General features: G+C 70.3%; 18 protein-coding genes. 5 read left to right on the forward strand and 13 right to left on the reverse strand.

The annotated features are described in order from the left end of the window. The first annotated feature begins 80 nt into the window (after positions 1–80). On the forward strand, positions 81–494 hold the full coding sequence (locus tag IFU19_RS06080; RefSeq protein ID WP_055836747.1) for a hypothetical protein: 414 nt from the start codon (positions 81–83) through the stop codon (positions 492–494). Between the two features lie 222 nt (positions 495–716). On the opposite strand, the gene ligA is transcribed toward IFU19_RS06080, so the two are convergent. From ligA to IFU19_RS06095, 3 genes are all read right to left on the reverse strand, one after another. Further along, positions 717–3275: an NAD-dependent DNA ligase LigA gene (gene ligA, locus IFU19_RS06085; protein ID WP_249405351.1), complete on the reverse strand. Its 2559-nt coding sequence runs from the start codon at positions 3273–3275 to the stop codon at positions 717–719. Between the two features lie 140 nt (positions 3276–3415). Next, the gene (mnmA, locus tag IFU19_RS06090) at positions 3416–4513 is read right to left on the reverse strand and encodes a tRNA 2-thiouridine(34) synthase MnmA (protein ID WP_192013200.1); all 1098 of its coding nucleotides are present in this window, start codon (positions 4511–4513) and stop codon (positions 3416–3418) included. Positions 4514–4522: 9 nt separating this feature from the next. Beyond that, positions 4523–5704 (reverse strand): cysteine desulfurase family protein, encoded by a 1182-nt coding sequence (locus IFU19_RS06095; RefSeq protein WP_192013201.1) that lies wholly within the window; start codon positions 5702–5704, stop codon positions 4523–4525. Between the two features lie 49 nt (positions 5705–5753). On the opposite strand from IFU19_RS06095, the gene glgX reads away from it, so the two are divergent. From glgX to glgB, 3 genes are all read left to right on the forward strand, one after another. Further along, positions 5754–7841 (forward strand): glycogen debranching protein GlgX, encoded by a 2088-nt coding sequence (gene glgX, locus IFU19_RS06100; RefSeq protein WP_192013202.1) that lies wholly within the window; start codon positions 5754–5756, stop codon positions 7839–7841. Positions 7842–7908: 67 nt separating this feature from the next. Continuing rightward, a complete protein-coding gene (locus IFU19_RS06105; RefSeq protein WP_192013203.1) occupies positions 7909–9993 on the forward strand; it encodes a maltotransferase domain-containing protein in 2085 nt (694 codons plus the stop codon). Continuing rightward, positions 9990–12131: a 1,4-alpha-glucan branching protein GlgB gene (gene glgB / locus IFU19_RS06110; protein ID WP_192013204.1), complete on the forward strand. Its 2142-nt coding sequence runs from the start codon at positions 9990–9992 to the stop codon at positions 12129–12131. The genes IFU19_RS06105 and glgB overlap by 4 nt, the downstream gene beginning before the upstream one ends. A 55-nt stretch (positions 12132–12186) precedes the next feature. Here glgB and IFU19_RS06115 read toward each other — a convergent pair whose 3' ends face one another. Further along, on the reverse strand, positions 12187–13128 hold the full coding sequence (locus IFU19_RS06115) for a tetratricopeptide repeat protein (RefSeq protein WP_192013205.1): 942 nt from the start codon (positions 13126–13128) through the stop codon (positions 12187–12189). Beyond that, complete coding sequence (locus IFU19_RS06120) at positions 13125–14927, reverse strand: glycosyl transferase (protein WP_192013206.1); 1803 nt, start codon at positions 14925–14927, stop codon at positions 13125–13127. Before IFU19_RS06120 ends, IFU19_RS06115 begins: the two co-directional genes overlap by 4 nt. Before the next feature lie 174 nt (positions 14928–15101). On the opposite strand from IFU19_RS06120, the gene IFU19_RS06125 reads away from it, so the two are divergent. Further along, positions 15102–16175 carry an AI-2E family transporter gene (locus IFU19_RS06125; protein ID WP_192013207.1) on the forward strand — a complete coding sequence of 358 codons (1074 nt, stop codon included), beginning with the start codon at positions 15102–15104 and terminating at the stop codon, positions 16173–16175. A 60-nt stretch (positions 16176–16235) separates the two neighbouring features. On the opposite strand, the gene IFU19_RS06130 is transcribed toward IFU19_RS06125, so the two are convergent. From IFU19_RS06130 to tsf, 8 genes are all read right to left on the reverse strand, one after another. Next, on the reverse strand, positions 16236–16958 hold the full coding sequence (locus tag IFU19_RS06130) for an alpha/beta hydrolase (RefSeq protein WP_192013208.1): 723 nt from the start codon (positions 16956–16958) through the stop codon (positions 16236–16238). Continuing rightward, positions 16958–17245, reverse strand: coding sequence for a hypothetical protein (locus IFU19_RS06135; RefSeq protein ID WP_192013209.1), 288 nt, complete (start codon positions 17243–17245; stop codon positions 16958–16960). The genes IFU19_RS06130 and IFU19_RS06135 overlap by 1 nt, the downstream gene beginning before the upstream one ends. A gap of 9 nt (positions 17246–17254) precedes the next feature. After that, a complete protein-coding gene (locus tag IFU19_RS06140; protein WP_235561599.1) occupies positions 17255–17959 on the reverse strand; it encodes a transglycosylase SLT domain-containing protein in 705 nt (234 codons plus the stop codon). Positions 17960–18008: 49 nt separating this feature from the next. Then, positions 18009–18584: a DivIVA domain-containing protein gene (locus IFU19_RS06145; RefSeq protein WP_055836710.1), complete on the reverse strand. Its 576-nt coding sequence runs from the start codon at positions 18582–18584 to the stop codon at positions 18009–18011. Continuing rightward, entirely contained in the window at positions 18581–19630 is a 1050-nt protein-coding gene (locus IFU19_RS06150; RefSeq protein ID WP_055836707.1) for a phosphatidate cytidylyltransferase, read from the reverse strand. The genes IFU19_RS06145 and IFU19_RS06150 overlap by 4 nt, the downstream gene beginning before the upstream one ends. A 3-nt stretch (positions 19631–19633) precedes the next feature. Next, positions 19634–20188 (reverse strand): ribosome recycling factor, encoded by a 555-nt coding sequence (frr, locus tag IFU19_RS06155; protein WP_055836704.1) that lies wholly within the window; start codon positions 20186–20188, stop codon positions 19634–19636. 75 nt (positions 20189–20263) lie between these two features. Next, positions 20264–20983, reverse strand: a complete 720-nt coding sequence (pyrH, locus tag IFU19_RS06160) for a UMP kinase (protein WP_055836701.1) — start codon at positions 20981–20983, stop codon at positions 20264–20266. Between the two features lie 116 nt (positions 20984–21099). Beyond that, the gene (gene tsf / locus IFU19_RS06165; protein WP_055836699.1) at positions 21100–21927 is read right to left on the reverse strand and encodes a translation elongation factor Ts; all 828 of its coding nucleotides are present in this window, start codon (positions 21925–21927) and stop codon (positions 21100–21102) included. Between the last annotated feature and the right edge of the window lie 152 nt (positions 21928–22079).

A 22079-nucleotide genomic window follows, 5' to 3' on the forward strand; every position in this document is an offset into this window, starting at 1 on the left:
AAGATGGCGCCCCTCGTCGTGCCCTCGATATCGTGAGCCCCACCCGGAGCGATCCGCCCGGGGAGACAGAGGGGGATCACATGATCATCAAGCGCACTCCGCTCGCCGCCCTGGCGGCGTCGGCCCTGCTGCTGCTGGCCGGTTGTTCGGGAGGCGGCGCTCCGGCGGCCGATCAGTCCAAGGCCGACGCGTGCGACATCGTCAAGACGCAGTTCGAAGAGGTCAGCAAGGCGGGCTCGTCGATGAGCTCATCCGACCCCGAAGCGGCGATGACGAGCTTCAAAAGCCTGGCGACGAACGTCGACGACGCCTTCTCGTCGATCACGAACACCGAGGTCGCCCCCGCCGCCGCCCAGGCGAGCGGTGCGCTGAACGACTACGTCGCCTTCCTCGAGGGCGTCGTCGCCGACCCGAGCGGCGTCGACGGCTTGGGCGAGCAGGTGCAGACGCTGCAGCAGAGCTTCACCGACGCCGCGGCGGTCTGCGCCGGCTGACGTCGTAATACGCGCACTGAGGGGCGGGGCCGGTGTCGGCTCCGCCCCTCCGTGCGGGAGGGAGGGGCCGATCCGGGACCGCCGCCTCGCCGCGGCGCGGACCTCGGGCATCGCCCACGGTAGGTGCGGTCAGGCCGTCGTTGCGACCCCACGGATGCGCGCGCACGCGAACGGCCTGCGGTGTCTGCGCTCCGGGGGGCGTCTGCGGGTGTCCGGGGCTGCTCAGTCGTCCGAGGTGGGCGTGTCGGAGCTCGGCGTGTCGGGGGTCGCTTCGTCTACGTCGCCGACAGCCCTCGCGTCGCCGTCTGCGGTGACGTCTGCGGTGACGTCAGCGGTCGCGTCGGCGATCGCATCCGCGTTGCCGCCGTCCTCGCCGTCGAGAGCCGCGGGCCCTTGCTCGACCAGCACGCGGAACTGTGCGGCGTCGAGGATGCGCAGACCGAGCTCTTCGGCCTTCACCAGCTTCGACCCGGCTCCCGGGCCGGCCGCCACGAAGTCCGTCTTCTTCGACACGCTCGACGCGGCCTTGCCTCCGGCGGCGAGGATGGCCTCCTGCGCCCCCTCGCGGGAGTACCCCTCGAGAGACCCGGTCGCCACGACCGTGAGCCCCGCGAGCACACCACCGGCGGCTGCCGCGGCGCCCGGCCCCGGGTGGCCGGGAATGGCGAAGCGCACGCCCGCGGCCGTCCATCGCTCGACGATCTCGCGGTGCCAGTCGACCTCGAACCAGTCGATGACCGCGTCGGCGATGATGCCCCCGACGCCCTCGACGGCGGCGAGCTCTTCTCGCGAGGCCGCGCGGATGGCATCCAGCGATCCGAACCACTGCGCGAGCGCGCGGGCGGCCACCGGTCCGACATGGCGGATGTTCAACGAGACGAGCAGACGGTACAGGTCTTTCGTCTTGGCCTTCTCGAGCTCGGCCACCAGTTTCAGCGCCTGCTCCGACGGACGCACCTCGCGGTGATCCTTGCGGATGCCGCGGCGTCGGCGCTCGGCGGGATCGAGATCCTCGGTCCCCGGCGGATACGTCGCCGGGCCGAGCTTCTGGAACGGCGCGCGACGCACGAGGTCTCCGGTGTCAGGGTCGACCTTGCGCTCGCCCGTCTCGGAGTCGCGCACGACGACCTCGATGGGGACGAGCTGCTCGATCGTGAGATCGAACAGCCCCGCCTCGGTGTCGAGGGGTGGGCGGTCGGGGACCTCGGGCTGGGTGAGCGCCGCGGCGGTCACTTCGCCGAGCGCCTCGATGTCGAGCGCGCCGCGGGAGCCGATGTGTTCGACACGCCCGCGCACCTGCGCGGGGCAGGAGCGGGCGTTCGGACACCGCAGGTCGATGTCGCCCTCTTTCGCGGGGCGCAGCGCGGTGCCGCACTCGGGACAGTCGGTGGGCATGACGAACGCGCGTTCCGTGCCGTCGCGCAGTTCGACCACCGGGCCGAGGACCTCGGGGATGACGTCGCCGGCCTTGCGAAGCACGACGGTGTCGCCGATGAGCACGCCCTTGACCTTGACCACGTCTTGATTGTGGAGAGTGGCCTGGCGCACCACGCTGCCGGCGACCTTCGCCGGCTCCATCACGGCGAAGGGCGTGGCCCGCCCGGTACGCCCGACCGAGACGACGATGTCGATGAGCTTCGTGTTGACCTGCTCCGGCGGGTACTTGTAGGCGATGGCCCAGCGCGGAGCGCGGCTCGTGGCGCCGAGCTCGTCGTGCAGCGCCAGCTCGTCGACCTTGACCACGACACCGTCGATCTCGTGCTCCACGTCGTGGCGGTGCTCGCCGTAGTGCGCGACGAACGACAGAACGCCGTCGATCGACGATTCGACCCGGCTGTACGGCGACGTGGGGAGTCCCCACGACGCCAACAGGTCGTAGATCTCGCTCTGGGCGGCGACCGGCGGATCGGGCCACGCGCCGAGGCCATGGACGTAAAGGGAGAGGGAGTCGATGCGGGCGAGGCCGGCCTCGAGCTCGAGGCCGGTCTTCTTCTCGATCTGCTGGCGCAGTCCGCCGCTGGCCGCGTTGCGCGGATTGGCGAAGGCGGGGAACCGTCGCGCGGCCGCCTGCTCGGCCTTCTCTTCGTCGAAGGCCCGGCTGCCGCGTCGACCGGCGGCGCGCTCGCGGGACTCGGCCACCGCGCGCTCTCGGTACTCGCCCTGCAGTCTGTTGAGGTTCTCGAACTTCGCGACGGGGATGAACACCTCGCCGCGCACCTCGACGAGGGCGGGATGCCCCTCGCCGGACAGCTGTCGCGGAACGCCGGCGAGACGGAGCGCGTTGTCGGTCACGATCTCACCGACGCGCCCGTCACCCCGGGTGGCCGCCGAGGTGAGAACGCCGTGCTCATAGCGGAGGTTGAGGGCGAGGCCGTCGATCTTGAGCTCGCTGAGCCAGTGCACCGCTCGACCCGCCGCCGCCTCGGTCTTCACCGCCCAGTCGCGCAGCTCGTCGGGAGAGAAGACGTTGTCGAGGCTCAGCATGCGCTCGGCGTGCTCGATGGTCGCGAGGTCGGTGGCCTCGGCGGCGCCCACCGACTGCGTGGGGCTGTCCTGCCCCTGCAGCTCGGGGTGCAGTCGCTCGATGGCCTCGAGCCTCTGCATCCATCCGTCGTAGGTGGCGTCGTCGACGAGCTCGGCGTCCCGGCCGTAGTACGCCTCGCGCGCGTCGACGATGCGTTGCGTCAGGTCGGCCGCCTCGACGCGCGCGTCGTCGAGAGAAAGATCGGGAAGCTGGTCGTGCTCGGTCACGTCCTCCAGCTTAGGGAGGGGTCCCGACATCGCCGTCGGGGTTGCCTCACTGGCGTGATGAGCGGAGTGCGGGGGACCAACGGAGGACCGATGCCACGGCATCCACCCTCCCCCGAACCCACACCCTCCGCTCATCACCGCCGGCGGACCCGCACGCCCGCGCGAGAAGGTCAGGCGTCGACCGGCACCGCCGACACCGTCCGGTCGATCGTGAACTGGCCCATCACGCGCGTGCCGTCGTAAAGCACAGCCGTCTGGCCCGGGGCGACGCCGTCGAAGGGCGCATCGGGCCGTACCGTCAGCACACCGTCCACCAGAGAAGCGCAAGCGGGCACCGGGTCGGCGTGCGCGCGGATCTGCACGTGGCAATCGAAGCGGTCGTCGGCGGGCGCGCGGCCGGCCCAGGTGAAGCGCTCCCCCGCGATCTCGGCGCACGCGAGGGCCTCTTTCGGCCCCACCACGACGGTGTTGTTGATCGGGCGCACCTCGAGCACGAAGCGCGGCTTTCCGTCGGCGGCGGGAACGCCGAGCGACAGGCCCCGTCGCTGACCGACGGTGAAGGCGTGCGCCCCCTCGTGCGTGCCGACGACGGCGCCCGAGCGGTCGAGGATCTCGCCGCGCTCGGCCCCGACCTTGTCGGCGAGCCAGCCGCGCGTGTCGCCGTCGGGGATGAAGCAGATGTCGTGGCTGTCGGGCTTCTGTGCCACCGTCAATCCGCGCTCGGCCGCCTCGGCGCGCACCAGGGCCTTCGACGGGGTCGACCCCAGCGGGAAGTAGGTGTGGGCCAACTGCTCCGCCGTCAGCACGCCCAGCACGTACGACTGGTCCTTGGCGTTGTCGGACGCACGGTGCAGCTCCCGCCCGTCGGGCGTGTCGATGAGCGTGGCGTAGTGCCCGGTGCACACGGCGTCGAAGCCGAGCTCGAGAGCGCGTTCCAGCAGGGCTGCGAACTTGATCTTCTCGTTGCATCGCATGCACGGGTTGGGGGTGCGCCCCGCGCGGTACTCCGATACGAAGTCGTCGATGACGTCGTCGCGGAAACGCTCCGAGAAATCCCAGACGTAGAAGGGCATGCCGAGCTTGTCGGCGGCGCGACGGGCGTCCATCGCGTCTTCGATCGTGCAGCATCCGCGACTGCCGGCGCGCAGCGTTCCGCCCGCGCGCGACAGCGCCAGGTGCACGCCCACCACGTCGTGGCCCGCCTCCACCGCGCGGGCCGCGGCCACCGCGGAGTCGACGCCACCGCTCATCGCCGCCAGAACTCGCATGGGTCCAGTCTACGAACGCGGGGCTGAGCGGGCGCCGGATGCCACGGCCCGGGCGTACGCGTCGGGAAGACGGGCGAGCACCGCCTCGACGTCCGCCGAGGTCGAGGTGCGTCCCAGGCTGAACCGCAGCACCGAGCGGGCGGCGCGGTCGTCGAGTCCGAGAGCGAGGACGACGTGCGAGGGCTCGGCGACACCGGCCTGGCACGCCGACCCCGTCGACACGGCGATCCCCGCCATGTCGAGCAGGAACAGCAGCGTCTCGCCCGCGGCATCCGGGAACAGCACGTGCGCGTTGCCGGCGAGCCGATCGGTCGGATCGCCCAGCAGGCGGGCCGCGGGAACGGAGCTCAGGATGCCGTCGACCAGGCGATCGCGCAGCGCTCCGAGCCGCACGTTCTCGGCCTCGCGCTCGGCCTCGGCGGCGGTGGCCGCGGCGGCGAAGGCGGCGGCTCCCGCGACGTCCTGCGTTCCGGCGCGGAGCCCCCGCTGCTGCCCACCCCCGTGCACGAGGGCCGTCAGCTTCGCGTGCCGCGACACCACCGCGGCCCCCACCCCGACGGGGCCGCCGACCTTGTGCGCCGAGACCGACATCGCCGCCAGTCCCCCGGTCGCGGTCCCGGCACCCCGCCAGGCCGCGAAGTCGACCGCGATCTGACCGAGCGCCGAGACGGCGTCGAGGTGCAGGGGAACCCCGGCTCCGGATGCCAGCTCCGCGAGAGCCGCCGGATTCTGCACCGTCCCGACTTCGTTGTTGGCCACGAGCGCGGTGGCGACGGCGGCCCCCGGCAGCGCCGCGGCGAACGCGTCGGCGTCGATCCGACCGAGGGCGTCGAGGCCGACCGGGCGTACGAGCGCGCCCTGGGTGGCGAGCCAGCTCACGACGTCGAGCGTGGCGTGATGCTCGCCGTCGGGCAGAACGAGGGCGTCGACCCCGGTCGGGCGGGACCACCACAGCCCCTTCAGGGCGAGATTGGTCGCCTCGGTGCCGCTGCCGGTGAAGACGATCTCGATGGGCTGGCACCCCAGTACGAGGGCGAGCTGGTCGCGGGCGTCCTCGAGCAGGCGACGCGCCGCCTGGCCGGCCCCGTGGATCGACGACGGATTGCCCAGCACATCGTGTGCGGCGAGCCACGCATCGCGCGCTTCTGCGCGCAACGGCGTGGTCGCTGCGTGATCGAGGTAGACCTGCATCGTGCTGTCCTTCCGACGACGCCTGCCGCCGTTCACTACCCTAAGACGCATGGTCCGACCCGAGACTGTCCTTCCCGCCCGCCCCGGCCTGCTCGGCAGCGCCTTCGACGATCTCGGAGTGAGGCTGGGCCCCGATGGCGGCACCCTCCGGGTGTGGTCGGGTCACGCCGACGCGATGCAGATGCTCGTGTTCGACGACGTCGACCTCGACTGGGCGACCGAGACGGTGACGATGGTCCCCCTCGGCGACGGGGTGTTCGAGGCGACCTCCGCCCTGCTGCGGCCCGGAGCCCGCTACGCCATCCGCGTGGGCGGTCCGCTCGGCCCCGGCAACACCTTCAATCCGCAGACGCTCCTGGTCGAGCCGTACGCGCGGGGGCTCGTCTCGGGCAACTTCGGCGACTGGCGCGCGGTCGTGGTCGAGGGCGGCTTCGATTGGGGCACGTCGACGAAACCGCGCGTGCCGCTGGACAAGACCGTGATCTACGAGGGCCACGTGAAGGGGCTGACCAAGCGGCATCCCTTCATTCCGCCGGCGCTGCACGGCACCTACGCCGGTCTCGCGCACCCCGCCATGATCGATCACTTCCTGTCGCTCGGCATCACCAGCGTCGAGCTGCTGCCGATCCACGCCTTCGCGACCGAGCCGCGTCTGCTGCAGCTGGGGCTGACGAACTACTGGGGCTACAACAGCCTCAACTTCTTCACCCCGCACGCCGCCTACGCCACCGCGGCCAGCCGCGCCGAGGGTCCCGAGGCGGTGCTGCGCGAGTTCAAGGGCATGGTGAAGCTGCTCCACGAGGCCGGCCTCGAGGTCATCCTCGACGTGGTCTACAACCACACCGCCGAAGAGGGCATCGGCGGCCCCCGCACGAGCTTGCGGGGCATCGACAACCGGTCGTATTACCGCCAGACCGACGACGGCGCCTACATCGACGAGACCGGGTGCGGCAACGCGGTCGACACCTCGACCGACGCCGCCGCGCGGCTGGTCCTCGATTCGCTGCGTTACTGGGCCAACGACGTGCAGATCGACGGGTTCCGCTTCGACCTCGCCGTCACGCTGGGCCGCGACGAGCGGCACTCGTTCACGCCGGAGCATCCGCTGCTCCAGGCCATCCGCGACGACGCCGAACTCGCCGACGTGAAGCTCATCGCCGAGCCGTGGGACGTCGGCATGGGCGGGTGGCAGACGGGGAACTTCGGCGACGGCTGGCAGGAGTGGAACGACCGCTACCGCGACCGGGTGCGCAACTTCTGGCTGAGCGACATCGACTACGCCCGCCGCGCCGACACCGCCCCCGTGGGGATCGGCGGCTTCGCCACACGCCTGGCGGGGTCCTCGAACACCTTCTCGGAGGAGCGCGGACCGCTCGCGAGCATCAACTTCGTGACGGCGCACGACGGCTTCACGCTGCGCGACCTCGTCTCGTACGACGTCAAGCACAACCTGGGCAACGGCGAGCAGAACCGCGACGGCGCCGACACCAACCGCTCCTTCAACCACGGCGCCGAAGGGCGTACCGATGACGAACGCGTCCTCGCCACCCGTCGCAAAGCCATGCGCAACCTGATGGGCACGCTGCTCGTGTCGGCCGGCATCCCGATGATCACCGCGGGCGACGAGATGGGACGCACCCAGCGGGGCAACAACAACGCCTACTGCCACGACTCGGCCCTCACCTGGCTGTCGTGGGATCTCGCACCCTGGCAGCGCGATCTGTTCGCGCACACGCAGCGTCTCTTGCAGATCCGCCGCGACAACCCGGCCCTGCGTCCTCGGCGGTTCGCCCGACTCGGGGAGCGCATCCCCTCGGCCTCGGTCATGCAGTGGTTCGACGAGAAGGGGCGCACGATGTCGAGCGACGCCTTCAACGACCCCGCGCATCGCACGCTGCAATACCTCGCGACCTCGACGCCCGAGCACGAGGACCTCAACCAGGTCCTGCTGGTCGTGCACGGGACCGAGGCGCCGGCCGACATCGTGCTGCCCACCCTCGACGACGATGCCGGCACGGCCTACGTCTCGCTGTGGTCCAGTGCCGACGAGGCGCCGACCCCCGGCGGGGAGCGTTTCGCCCCCGGCGAGACGGTCTCGCTGGCGGGCGCATCGATGCGTTTGTTCCGCGTCGAGTAACCGACGCGCCCTGTCAAGGGCGCGAGAAAGGTGAGGGCACGTCGTCGCCCCGCGGTAGGTTCGGACCGTGGCTGACACGACGACTCTCACGCCCGAGCTGCCCTGGCGCAGTGCCGCCTCGATCCCCGTGCGGCCGGTCAAGCCGACACCGACGTCACGGAACGTGGTCACCCCACGCATCCCCCTGGCCCTTCCGCATCCGAGTGTTCCCGGCGGGCGGTTCCGACCGTCGGCCTTCGTCGGCGAAGCCGTGCCCTTCACGGTGACCGCCTTCCGCGAGGGACACGATCTGATCGGCGTGCACGTGCGCCTGTTCTCGCCCTCGGGCGACGAATCACTGCACCGTCTCAGCCCACTGAACGACGGGTTCGACCGCTGGTCGGCGCTCGTGGTCCCCCTCGAGCAGGGTGTCTGGCGGTTCCGGTTCGAGTCCTACGCCGACGACTTCGCCACCTGGGAGCACGCGGCAGACCTGAAGATCGCCGCGGGCGTCGACGTCGCCGTCATGCGCGAGATGGGCGCTCAGCTCTTCGACCGCGCCCGAGGCGAGAAGAAGCGCCCCGGCAGCGACAAAGACGTGCTGTACGACGCCGCGCGGGCACTCCGCGACCCCGACACGCACGACGACGTCGCCCTCGACATCGTCCGCGACCCCGCGATCGCCGCGTTGTTCCACGCCCGACCCCTGATGGGTCTGGTCTCGGTCGGGCGCGACGCCGAACTGCTCGTCGAACGCACCCGCGCCGGTGTCGGCTCGTGGTACGAGTTCTTCCCCCGCTCCGAGGGCGCCACGCGCGCCGAGGACGGCAGCGTCGTCAGCGGAACCTTCCGCACCGCCGCCGAGCGCCTCCCCGCCGTCGCCGCGATGGGCTTCGACGTGCTGTACCTGCCGCCGATTCATCCGATCGGTCAGACCAACCGCAAGGGCCCGAACAACACCCTCGTCACCCAGCCGGGCGACCCCGGTTCGCCGTGGGCCATCGGCGGGGCCGCGGGCGGGCACGACAGCGTGCACCCCGACCTCGGCACTCTCGACGACTTCCGCGCCTTCGTCGCCGCGGCGCGCGAGAACGACATCGAGGTGGCCCTCGACCTCGCCCTCCAGGCCTCTCCCGACCACCCGTGGGTCACCGAGCACCCCGAGTGGTTCACGACGCTGCCCGACGGCTCCATCGCCTTCGCCGAGAACCCGCCGAAGAAGTACCAGGACATCTACCCCGTCAACTTCGATAACGACCCCGACGGCATCCGCGCCGAGGTGCTGCGGATCGTGCGCCACTGGATCGCCCAGGGCGTGAAGATCTTCCGCGTCGACAACCCGCACACCAAGCCGTTGCAGTTCTGGGAGTGGCTCATCGCCACCGTCAGCGCCGAAGAGCCCGACGCGGTCTTCCTCGCCGAGGCGTTCACGCGCCCCGCTCCCCTGCAGGGCCTGGCGATGGCCGGGTTCCAGCAGAGCTACACCTACTTCACGTGGCGCAACACGAAGGAAGAACTCGAGGAGTTCCTCTCGGGCCTCGCGCACGAGACCGACGACTTCCTCCGTCCCAACCTCTTCGTGAACACTCCCGACATCCTCACCGAGTACCTGCAGTTCGGCGGTCGACCGGCGTACAAGATCCGCGCCGCGATCGCCGCCACCGCAGCCCCCACGTACGGCGTGTACGCCGGGTACGAGCTGTACGAGAACGTCGCGCGTCCCGGCGCCGAAGAGAACATCGACAACGAGAAGTTCGAGTACAAGTTCCGCGACTGGGCCGGTGCCGAGGCGGCGGGCGACTCGCTCGCCCCGTACCTGCGCATGCTCAACGAGGCCCGACGCGCGCACCCCGCCCTCGGCCAGCTGCGCGACCTCAGCGTGCACTGGAGCGACGACGACGCGATCCTCGTCTACTCGAAGCACCTCGATGCCGCCCTGTCACCCACCGGCGAGAGCGACACGATCATCGTGATCGCCAACGTCGACCCGCACTCGACCCGCGAGAGCACCGTCCACCTCGACACCACCGTCTGGGGTGTCGAACCGGGAACGTCGTACGACGTCGAAGATCTCGTGACGGGACAGGTCTGGACCTGGGCCGACCACAACTTCGTGCGTCTCGACGCCTTCACCGAGCCCGTGCACATCCTGCACGTCAAGGAGAACCGATGACCACTCTTCCTCCCGAGATCCTGGATGCCGTGGCGAACGGCGCGCACCACGACCCGCACAGCGTGCTCGGCGTGCACCAGGGCACCGACGGCTGGGTCCTGCGCGCGCGGCGCCCTCTCGCGCGCGAGGTGGCGGGCGATCTCGCCGCCGGTGACAGCGTCACCCTCGAGCACGTGCACGGCGGCGTGTGGGAGGCCGCTCTCACCGAGAACCCCGGCCGGTACACGCTGCGCACAACCTACGACGACGGGGTCGAGAACGCCACCGACGACGGCTACCGGCACGCTCCCTCGATCGGCGAGCTCGACCTGCACCTCATCTCCGAGGGGCGCCACGAAGAACTCTGGCGGATCCTGGGCGCCCACGTCCGCGAGACGGATGGCTCCGCCGGCACGGCCTTCACGGTGTGGGCGCCCGACGCCCGCGCCCTGCGCGTGATCGGCGACTTCAACGGCTGGGACGGCACGGGCAGCGCGATGCGCTCGATGGGCGGCAGCGGCGTCTGGGAGCTCTTCGTCCCCGGCATCGGCGCGGGCACCCGCTACAAGTTCGAGATCCTCACCCGCCGCGGTGCCTGGATCCAGAAGGCCGACCCGATGGCCCGCCTGGCCGAGGTCCCCCCGGCCACGGCCTCGGTCGTCACCGAGTCCGAGTACGCCTGGTCGGATGACGCGTGGATCGAGGAACGCTCGACGACCGCCCCGCTGGACCGCCCGATGTCGATCTACGAGCTGCACCTCGCGTCGTGGAAACCCGGGCTGTCGTACCGTGACGCCGCCGACGAGATCATCGACTACGTCGGGGCTCAGGGCTTCACGCACGTCGAGTTCCTTCCGCTCGCCGAGCACCCGTTCGGCGGCTCCTGGGGCTACCAGGTCTCGGGCTACTACGCGCCGACCAGCCGCTTCGGAGACCCCGACGACCTGCGCTACCTCATCGACCGGCTGCACCAGGCCGGCATCGGCGTGATCATGGATTGGGTCCCTGGCCACTTCCCCAAAGACGAGTTCGCGCTGGCGCGCTTCGACGGCGAGCCCCTGTACGAGCACCCCGACCCCCGGCGCGGGGAGCACAAGGACTGGGGCACGCTCATCTTCGACTACGGCCGCAACGAGGTGCGCAACTTCCTCGTCGCGAACGCGCTGTACTGGTTCGAGGAGTTCCACGTCGACGGTCTGCGCGTGGATGCCGTGGCATCCATGCTCTACCTCGATTACTCGCGCAATGACGGCGAGTGGGCCCCCAACCAGTTCGGCGGGCGTGAGAACCTCGAGGCCATCCGATTCCTGCAGGAGGTCAACGCGACCTCGTACAAGCGTTATCCGGGCATCGCGATCATCGCCGAGGAGTCGACCAGCTTCCCCGGGGTGACCGCCCCCACCTCGCACGCCGGACTCGGTTTCGGGTTCAAGTGGAACATGGGCTGGATGAACGACTCGCTGCAGTACATCGGGCGCGATCCCATGTACCGCTCGCACCACGAGGGCGAGCTGTCGTTCTCGTTCGTCTACTCGTTCAGCGAGAACTTCGTGCTCCCCATCAGCCACGACGAGGTCGTGCACGGCAAGGGCAGCCTCTTCGGCCGCATGCCGGGCGACCACTGGCAGAAACTCGCCAACATGCGCGCGTTCCTCGCCTACATGTGGGGCCACCCGGGCAAGCAGCTGCTCTTCATGGGCCAGGAGTTCGGCCAGATGTCGGAGTGGTCGGAGTCGCGCGGCCTCGACTGGTGGATGCTCGACCAGCCCTCGCACGCGCAGCTGCACGCCTTCGTCGCCGAGCTCAACCGGGTCTATCGCGACCAGGCCGCCCTGTGGTCGCGCGACCATGACGGTGCCGCGTTCTCGCGTCTGGGCGCTCCCGCGTGGAACCCCAACGTGCTGGCGTTCGCGCGCCGCGACCACCACGGCAACACCATCGCCGTGCTGTGCAACTTCTCGGGCGTCCCGCTCGGGGACTTCCCCATCGACCTGCCCGAAGCGGGAACGTGGACCGAGATCCTCAACAGCGATGCCGAGGCGTTCGGCGGCTCGGGTCAGGGCAACTTCGGTGCGGTGACGACCGATTCCCGCGGAAGCGCCGTCGTCACGCTCCCGCCCCTGGGCGTGCTGTGGCTGCACCACCGCGCCGGGAGCTGACCCCGGCGAACGACGAAGGCCCCACCCTCGATCGGGTGGGGCCTTCGTCGTCGGCTCAGAAGAGCAGGGATGCCAGACGGGTACGCGCGCGGATGACGCGGGCGTCGTCGTCGCCGACGAGACCGAACAGCTCGAGGATGCGTTCGCGAACGGGCGCGCGATCGTCGGCCGGAAGCTCGGCGAACAGATCGAGCAGACGCGCGAAGGCGTCGTCGACGTGGCCGCCCACGAGGTCGAGGTCCGCAACCAGGAACTGCGCGTCGAAATCGGTGGGAGCTGCGGCCGCGGCCGCACGGGCGGCCTGGAGGTCGGCATCCTGCACACGGGCGAGCAGGCGCACCTGTCCGAGTCCGGCGCGGGCATCGGCGTCGCGGGGGTCTTCGACCAGCGCCTGCTCGTAGGCGGTGATCGCCCGGGCGTAGTCGCCCTCTTCGATCGCGGCGAACGCCTCGGCGTGCAGCGGGGGCAGAACCGGCTCTTCGGGCTCGGTGACCGCATCGGCGGCTCCGTCGACGGGGATCGTGCCCGTGACGCCGTGCTGGGCCGCGAGCTGCAGCAGCTGCGCGAACACCTCGCGCACCTGCTCCTCGGGGACGGCGCCCGTGAACAACGGCACGGGCTGGCCGGCGACGAGCGCCAGCACCATCGGGATCGACTGCGCGCGGAAGCCCTGGGCGAGCTGGGGGTTGGCGTCGACGTCGACCTTGGCGAGCACGAGACGCCCCGCGAGCTCGGTCACGACCTTCTCGAGCACGGGACTCAGCTGCTTGCAGGGACCGCACCACTCCGCCCACAGGTCGATGACGACCGGAACGGTCCGCGACAGCTCGAGCACCTCGCCGAAGCTGGCGTCGGTGACGTCGAAGACGAGGGGCAGCGCTCCCGACGGCGGGGCGGCCGGGGCGGCCTCACCGGCGGCGGGCGGCTGCGGGCGGTTGCGCAGCGACGAGAGGTCGACGGCACCGCGCATGACGGAACCGGGGGCGGGAGTGCTCACGGGGACACCTTCGCTTCGAGGAGGCTGGATCGATAGCCGAGCAGGCGGATCTGGTCGTCCGAGCCTTGGCTGGGGACGTAGAAGAAGACCTGGTCGGAGTAGGTGGTGGTGAAGCCCGTCGCCGACTGGTCGACGCCGGTCAGCGCCTTCACCGCCGGGTTGTTGTCGAGCTTGATCACGGCGTCGGCGTTCGTGGGCTTGGCCGTGTCGCTCTCGTACACGTTGACCGCGACGATCGCGCCGGTGTCGAGGGTGGCCAGAGCGATCGGCGAGGCGGGACCGGCCGAGGCGGCGAAGCTGATCTCGGCCGTGCCTTGACCCGTCTGATTCAGCTCGTCGGTGCGCTTGGTCTTGTTGTCCTGGATGGCGGTCAGCAGCAGGTCGTTCGCCGTGTCGAACAGGCCGTACGAGGCACTGTTCTGCCCGTTGTTGATGATGTCGGAGTAGGCCTCTGCGACCTTCTGCGGCTCCATGACCAGGAACGACGAGTCCGGGGGAACCTGCGTGGCGCCCACGTACGGGGCGGCCAGCTCGGGCAGGTTGGTCGAGGCCTCGAGGTTTCCGACGTACGCGGCCTTGTACTCGGCCCAGGGCGTCTCTTGCGTCATCATCATGATCGTCGTGGTCGGAGTCGCCGCGTCAGCGGACTCCACGACCGTCATGAGCGTGCGCGGCCACGCGCCGGTGGTCTGCGGCAGGATGATCTGCACCGGTTCGGCCGGGATGGCGGGGAGGGCCGGACGGTCGGTGATCGCCGCCCGCAGCGTGTAGTTGGTCTCGCGCTCCGCGAGCGCCGGTCCCGTCAGGCGGGTCGCGGCGGCGGTCTTGTCGAGGGACGCGTCGGCCTGCGTCACCGCGGTCGACACACGCGAGACGATGCGCGTCGCCTGCGCCTCGGTGACGGCCGGCGGGAACTGGCCCTCGGGCACGATGACGGTCGGGGACGCACTCGGCGTCTCGGTGGCGGCCAGCTGCGGCCACGCATCGGCGGAGCAGCCGGCGAGCAGGGTGAGCGAGACACCGAGCGCGGGGACCGCGATGAGGGCGCGTCGTCCGCCACCCAGGGCTCCGCGCACCCGACCCCGGCGGGCCGGCGACTCGCTCACGACACCCGTGCCCGCCGTCCGGGACTCGCCGATCGAGATGGGCTCGGTCACGGGCAGCGGGAGGCCCTTGCGGCGCGGGCGGCGCGAACGACGCACGTGCCGGATGCCGAGGAGGTACAGCACGAGACCGGCGAGAAGCGCGATGCCGCCGCCCACGATCAGCGGGCCCGCCCAGGGTGTGCTGTCGTCGATCGGCCACGTCACGCTGATGTCGGAGGGGGCGGGAGCGATACCGTCCGAGGCCACCAGGACGCTCATGTCGGCGGGAAGCTGCAGAGTGGTCGACAGCGGACCGGTCTGTTCGAACTCGTCGAGCCACAGGTCGGAATCGACCGGGCTGCGCCCGGCGACCTCGCCCGTCGCGGTCGCGGTGGGCTCGACGACCGACGTCTGGAGGCTGCCCTCGCCGCCGGGGACCACCGAGGTGTACCGCGTGTCCGACAGCCACGCCTGCATGTCGGAGGTGCGCCCGTACGACACGAACACGGCTCCGTCACCCGCGACGCGCAGCGTCTGCGCGCCCGGGGTGCTGGTGAGAACCGACCCGTCGATGAGCGTGTAGGGCGTGGTGCCCTCGGTCTGCACGGCCGCGGTGGTCTCGGACGGACCCTGGAATACGGTCCGCTGAGCGATGCCCGCACCGATCATGGCGGCGGCGATGACGAACGCCACCACGGCCCAGACAAATCTCACTCTTCACACCATCCCCACCGGCGGCCCTGGCACCACCGAAGAATCGACGTTTCAGACTAGCCGAGGACGCCTGAAAGTTCGCGGCGAGGCCCGTCGCGCACGTTCGAGGGCGCGGCGTCAGTATCCTGACGACAACGGGCGCCGTCGCACCCGTCCGAGGCGGGAGTCGTCGTCATGAAGATCCACAATCCTTTCCAGGTGGCGCTGCTGGCGACGCTCGGCGTCGGCGTCGGGCTGCTGCTGATCGGCAGCGTCGAGAACCTGTCCACGATCCTGCTGTACGTGGGAACGGCCCTCTTCCTCTCGCTGGGGCTCGATCCCGTCGTCTCGTTCCTCGAGAAGCGCGGTCTCCCCCGGTGGGCGGCGGTCCTCGTGACGATCCTCGGGGTGCTGGGGATCTTCGCCGGCATCATCGTGATGGTCGTGCCGATCATCGTCGGGCAGATCACCCAGCTCGTGGTGCAGATCGAGCAGCTCCTGCAGCCGACCCGGTGGAACGAGATCGTCACGCAGGTGCAGACCTGGGTCGAGCAGACCCTCCCCTGGTTGCGCCTCGACGAGGTGTGGGCCGGTGTGCAGCAGTGGGTCACCACGCTCGACGTGGGGTCCATCTCGACGATGGTGGGCAACAGCCTCCTCACGATCGGCGGTGCGGTGGCGGCCGGCCTCGGCGGCGCGTTCATCGTGCTCATCCTGACGATCTACTTCACGGCATCCACCCCGTCGCTCAAGTCGGCGGTCTACCAGTTGGTCCCCGCGTCGATGCGCGCGCGGTTCATCGAGCTGGCCGAGAAGATCACCGACTCCGTCGGCTACTACGTCATGGGTCAGGTGAGCCTGGGCGTGATCAACGGCGTGCTGAGCGCGATCTTCCTGTCGATCATCAACGCGCCGTTCCCGGCCGTGCTCGCCGTGATCGCCTTCTTCTTCTCGTTGATCCCGCTCGTGGGCACGCTCACCGGGTCGACGATCATCGTGCTGACGTGCCTCCTGCCCGGGCTCGGATCTCCCACGACGGCGCTCATCGCGCTGGTCTACTATCTCGTCTACATGCAGATCGAGGCGTACGTCATCTCGCCGCGCATCATGAACCGCGCCGTGTCGGTACCCGGTGCCGTCGTCGTGATCTCGGCCCTCGCCGGCGGTGCGCTGCTCAACCTGCTCGGCGCCCTCATCGCCATCCCCGTGGCCGCGAGCATCCTCATCATCTACCGCGAGGTGATCATCCCGCGGCAGAACGAGCGGTGATCGACGCTCCGTCACCCCGCGAGACCGGCCGAGCCGTTCGCCTCGCGTGGGACACCGTCGTCAGCCGTCGAGGTCGCCGTCCCACTCCACGGGGAGCGGCAGCGCGTCGGGGTTCACGGCGGCGACGATCTCGGTGAGCACCCAACGGGTCTGGGTCTCGCCCACCCACAGATGCTTCCCGCCCTCGACGGCGATCAGGGTGGCATCCGGAACGGACGCGAATCGCTCCCGCGCCTCATCCGGTCGCAGGTAGTCGTCGAACTCGGGAACCAGCACGACCATGCGCCGCGCGTCGCCGGCCCACGCGGCGACCTCGTCGGCCGTCGCACGGTGCAGCGGCGGCGAGAGCAGGATGACGCCCTCGACGTCGTGATCGCGACCGTACTTCAGCGCCAGCTCGGTGCCGAACGACCACCCGACCAACCACGGTCGGGGAAGACCCCGCTCGCGCGCGAAGTCCACGGCCGCGGCGACGTCGAAGACCTCGCTCGCTCCCCCGTCGAAGGTGCCCTCGCTCGTCCCGCGGGGTGACGTGGTGCCGCGGGTGTTGAAGCGCAGCACCGCGAGGTCGGCCAGGGCCGGCAGTCGCCCCGCGGCCTTGCGCAGGATGTGCGAGTCCATGAATCCGCCCGCCGTCGGCAGCGGATGCAGGGTCACCAGCGTCGCGACGGGTTCCCGCTCCAGCGGGAGAGCGAGTTCGCCGACGAGGGTGAGCTCGTCGACCGTCCGCAGCTCAATGTCCTCGCGACGGGCGGGGAGCAGAACGGGTCCGCGTATCTCCATCAGGCGATCCTCCAACAGTGCGTGTGCCAATGGCGTCGGGCGGCGAGGTCGGCGGCGTCGCCGAGCACGCCGTCGGCCCGCCAGACGACGAGGTGGGCGGTTCCGGCCACGACCGCGCGACCGCAGCCGGGGCAGACGTAGTCCTTCAGCGCTTGCGGTGCCGAGATCGGCTGCACGGTCCAGTCGATCCCGCGCTTGACCTCGGTGCGCTTCCACCCGGCGATCAGGCGATCGAGGGAATCCTCGCTGCGGCCGGGTTCCGGACGACGTTTACGGGAGCGGGGCATGACCGCCGCTCACCACCAGTGGTTGCTGGTCCAGAACGCGTAGGCGCCGGCCCAGCTGCCGTACCGGCCCGTGGCGTACCCGGTGGCCCACCGCAGGTTGTCGACCGGGTCGTAGCCGTTTCCGGGCACCTTGCTGCACGGCAGCGCCTGCACGAGACCGCACGCGCCCGAGGAGCGGTTGGTCGCGTTCGGGTTCCAGCCGCTCTCGCGGCTGACGATGTAGTCGACGTAGCCCATGTCCGCGTCGGAGATGCCCGCCGCCGCCATCCACTCGCCCGGGGCACCGCCGCCGGAGTAGAACAGCGGTCCGGCGTCGCCCGCCGACGATCCCGACCCGCTCGAGGGCGTGGGGGTGGGCGTCGGGGTCGGCTTCGGCTTGACGTAGACGTTGTAGCTCGAGCGATCGAGCACGGGAGCCTGCTTCTCGCCCGAGGTCGACACGGCCTGCGTGTCGCCGAGGCCCTCGGCGTACAGCGTGACCGTGCGGGGTTCGTCCGCCTGGGCCGGCGTCAGCGCCGCGCCCATCGGGCCGACGTACGCGGCGGCGAAGAGCACCGCGGCGCACGAGGCGAAGACACCGACCACTCCGCGTCGGCGAGACCAGCGCGGTGCCGAACGACGCGGAAGTGCGGGCGGCACGACGTCGACGGACACCACGCCCCGGCGGGCGGCGCGGGACGAGGAGGCACGCGAGAGGTCTGAACCGGCAGTCACAGTGTGCTCGAGTCTACCGACGCCCGCGGGCGCGTGCCACGTGAACGGGTCATCCGACGGCGAGCATGACCTCGACGACGGCATCGAGCACGGCGTCGACCTGCGCCTCGCGGTATCCGCCGCGCTGCATGCGGAAGGCGACGGCGCGCACCTGCTCGGGCGTGACGGGGTGGCCCGCCGCCAGATACCCCGCGACTCGGTCGGCGACGACGTCGACCTCGTCGACGCGGTAGCCGTAACGGAGCAGACCGACGCGATCGAAGCGTTCGCCGCGCGGGCGGCCCAGACGATCGAGGACGACCTGGGCCGTGTCGCGCGTCTCGGCGACCCACGCCCGCGCGCCCAGGCGCGACAGGGCGAACTCCCGCTCGCGGGCAGCGAAGGCGTCCTCGACGCGTCCGAGCGCCGCGTCGACGGCCGCGACCGCGTAGCCGCCGCGCACGAGGGGGAAGGCGGCGGCGCGGATCTCCGACGAGCGCAGCGCTCCCTCGGCATCCGCTTCGAACGCCTCGCGCGCTTGCGCGAGGAAGGCGTCGACGGCCCGCTTCTCGTAGCCCTTGGAGCGCCCGGAGGCCTCGGGGAACGGCGTCGCGCTCACTCGATCGTGGATCGGGGTCTCGGTCATGACACTCCCAGCGGGGCGAGCAGGTAGAACATCACCAGCGCGGCGGTGGCCGACGGCAGGATCGAGTCGAGGCGGTCGAGCACTCCCCCGTGGCCGGGGATCCACGAGCTCATGTCCTTGATGCCGAGGTCGCGCTTGAGCATCGACTCACCCAGGTCGCCGACCGTCGCCGTCGCCAGGACGACGGCGCCGAAGATGAGACCCGCCCACCACGGCACCTGCAGCATGAAGACGGCCAGCAGCGCCCCGGCGACGAGGGCGGCGACGCAGGCCCCGGCGAAGCCCTCCCAGGTCTTCTTCGGGCTGATGCGGGGGGCCATCGGATGCCGCCCGCCCCGCCCGAACGTCAAGCCCGACACGTACGCGCCGGTGTCGGCGGCGACGGCCAGGATGAGGAACGCCAGCACCCACCACTCGCCGCGCGGCTGCGCGAGCAGGATCAGCGCGACGCTGGTGAGGAAGGGGACATAGAGCTGCACGAAGCCGCCGACGAGAACGTCGCCGATCACCTCGATGGGCGCGCGACCGTCGCCCGAGAACAGCTGCGCGGTGAGGCGCCACACGATGACCACCACGACCGCGACCAGCGTGGCGACCCAGTGCACCCACGCGCCGAGGAAGAACCCGCTGAGCACGAGCAGGAAGCCCATGACGAGCTGGGGTACGACGTCGACGCGCCGCCCGGCCACCTGGAGCGCGCGCGAGAACTCGAGCACGCCCAGCACCATGGCCGCCGCGGCGAACAGCACGAAGAGCCACTTGACGAAGACCAGCGACGCGATCACGATCACGCCGATGCCCACGCCGATCAGGGTGGCGACGATGAGGTCGCGGCCCGTGCGCTGCTTGAGACGTTCGTTGGCCTGGTCGAACTCCGCGCGGGCATGCGCGATGTGCTGTTCGGCGTCGGTGCGCATCGCCCGCAGCTGCGACTCGATTGCGGTCACGCCCTCGCCCGTGATCGGCGAACGGCGCACCGGATCGGCCCGGCGAGCATCGGTCGGATCGACCGGATCGGTGTCGCCGGTCTCGGGCAGGTCGGTCATGACTCAGACCTCGAGGAGTTCGGCCTCTTTGCGCTTGAGAGCCTCGTCGATCTTGTCGACGTGCGTGCGCGTGAGGCCATCGAGGTCCTTCTCGGCGCGGACGAGCTCGTCTTCGCCGACATCGCTCTTCAGGGCGTCGAGGTCGTCCTTGGCCTTGCGGCGGAGGTTGCGCACCTGCACCTTGGCGTCTTCGCCCTTGCCGCGCACGATCTTGACGTACTCCTTGCGGCGGTCCTGGGTGAGCTCCGGCATGGTGATGCGCACGATCGTGCCGTCGTTCGTCGGGTTGACCCCGAGGTTCGGCATGTCGCGGATCGCCTGCTCGATCGCCTTCAGCGCCGACTTGTCGTAGGGATTCACCACGAGCGTGCGGGCCTCGGGGTTGTTCAGCGAGGCGAGCTGACCGAGAGGGGTGGGCGAGCCGTAGTAGTCGACCAGCACCTTCTGGAACATCTGGGGGTTCGCGCGTCCGGTACGGACGGTCGCGAAGTCCTCCTTGGCGGCCTCCACGGCACGATCCATGCGCGCTCCGGCATCGGCGAGGACATCGGCGATCACGGTGACTCCATTCGTTGGGACTGACTTCTCAGTCTAGCCGCGTGCGGACCCGGCTCCCCGGGCCCGCACGGCGCGTCATGTGGTGACCAGGGTGCCCATCGTCTCGCCGAGCAGCGCACGGGTGACGTTGCCGGCCGGCTCCATGCCGAACACGCGCATGTCGATGCCGTTGTCCATGCACAGGCTGAACGCCGTCGAGTCGACGACCTTGAGACCCTTCTGCAGAGCGTCGCGGTAGGTGAGGTGATCGAGCTTGACGGCGTCGGCGTCGGTGCGCGGGTCGGCGGTGTAAACACCGTCGACGCCGTTCTTGGCGACGAGCACCTCGATGGCGCCGATCTCGAGCGCGCGCTGGGCGGCGACGGTGTCGGTGGAGAAGTACGGAAGCCCCGCTCCCGCGCCGAAGATGACCACGCGGCCCTTCTCGAGGTGGCGCACGGCGCGACGCGGAATGTAGGGCTCGGCGACCTGCGTCATCGAGATGGCGGACTGCACGCGGGTGGCCGCTCCCGCCTGCTCGAGGAAGTCCTGCAGGGCGAGCGCGTTCATCACGGTGCCCAGCATGCCCATGTAGTCGGCGCGCCCGCGGTCCATGCCGCGCTGGCTCAGCTCGGCTCCGCGGAAGAAGTTGCCACCGCCGACCACGATCGCGATCTCGACCCGGTCGACCGCCTCGGCGATCTCGCGGGCGATCTGGCTCACGACGTCGGGATTCACGCCCAGTTGGCCCCCGCCGAATGCCTCCCCCGACAGCTTCAGCAGTACACGGCGGCGCTTGGTGGCTTCATCGATCACGTGTGGTGTCCTCTCGTCTTGAACAAACTAGCTCCCCGCCCGCGTCGACCGAAACGACCCCCGGGCAGGGAAAAGGCCCGGGATGCCATGGCATCCCGGGCCTCGTCATGCGTGGATTACGCGCCGACCTTGAAGCGGGCGAAGTCGGTCAGGGTGAGACCGGCGTCGGACGCGACCTTGGCGACGGACAGCTTGTTGTCCTTCGCGTAGTCCTGGTCGAGCAGCGAGACCTGCTTGAAGAACGCGTTGACACGGCCCTCGACGATCTTCGGAAGGGCGGCCTCGGGCTTGCCCTCGTTGCGGGAGATCTCGGTGACGATCTCGCGCTCCTTCTCGACGTCGGCCTCGGGCACGGCGTCGCGCGTGAGGTACGAGGGGTTGGCGAACGAGATGTGCTGCGCGATGGAGCGAGCGGTCTCGGCGTCGTCACCCGTGTAGGCCAGGACCACGCCGACCTGTGGGGGCAGGTCCTTGCTGGTCTTGTGCAGGTAGACCTCGAACTTGTCGCCCGAGAGGGTGCGCACGCGACGGAGCTCGACCTTCTCGCCGATGATCGCGGCCTCGTCCGAGATGAGCTGCTCGACGGTCTTGCCGTCGGCGTCGGCGGCCAGGGCGGCCTCGACCGAGTCGGCGCCGGCGGCGGATGCCGCGTCGACGACCTTGTCGGCCAGAGCGATGAAGCGCTCGTTCTTGGCGACGAAGTCGGTCTCGCAGGCGAGCTCGAGCAGCGTGACGGTGCCGTTGACCTCGCGCGCGGCGACGAGGCCCTCGCTGGTCGAACGGTCGGCGCGCTTGGCGTTGCCCTTGGCACCCTTGAGGCGCAGGATCTCGACGGCCTTCTCGACGTCGCCGTCAGCCTCTTCGAGCGCCTTCTTGGTGTCGACCATGCCCGTGCCGAGCTGCTCGCGCAGCGCCTTGATGTCGGCGATCGTGAAGTTTGCCATGGTGTGGCGGTCTCCTTGTCGTTTGCGTTCTAGATGTGAGCCCGGCGGGGCCGTGTCACCACCCTCGCGAAGAGGGGGCGGTCACGACCCCGCCGGATCGTAGCCTGTGCGGGTGACGCCCCGGCCACCCGAGGGTGACCGGGGGTCGCGCG

It is taken from the genome of Microbacterium sp. CFBP 8794, from assembly GCF_014841235.1.
GTDB lineage: Bacteria > Actinomycetota > Actinomycetes > Actinomycetales > Microbacteriaceae > Microbacterium.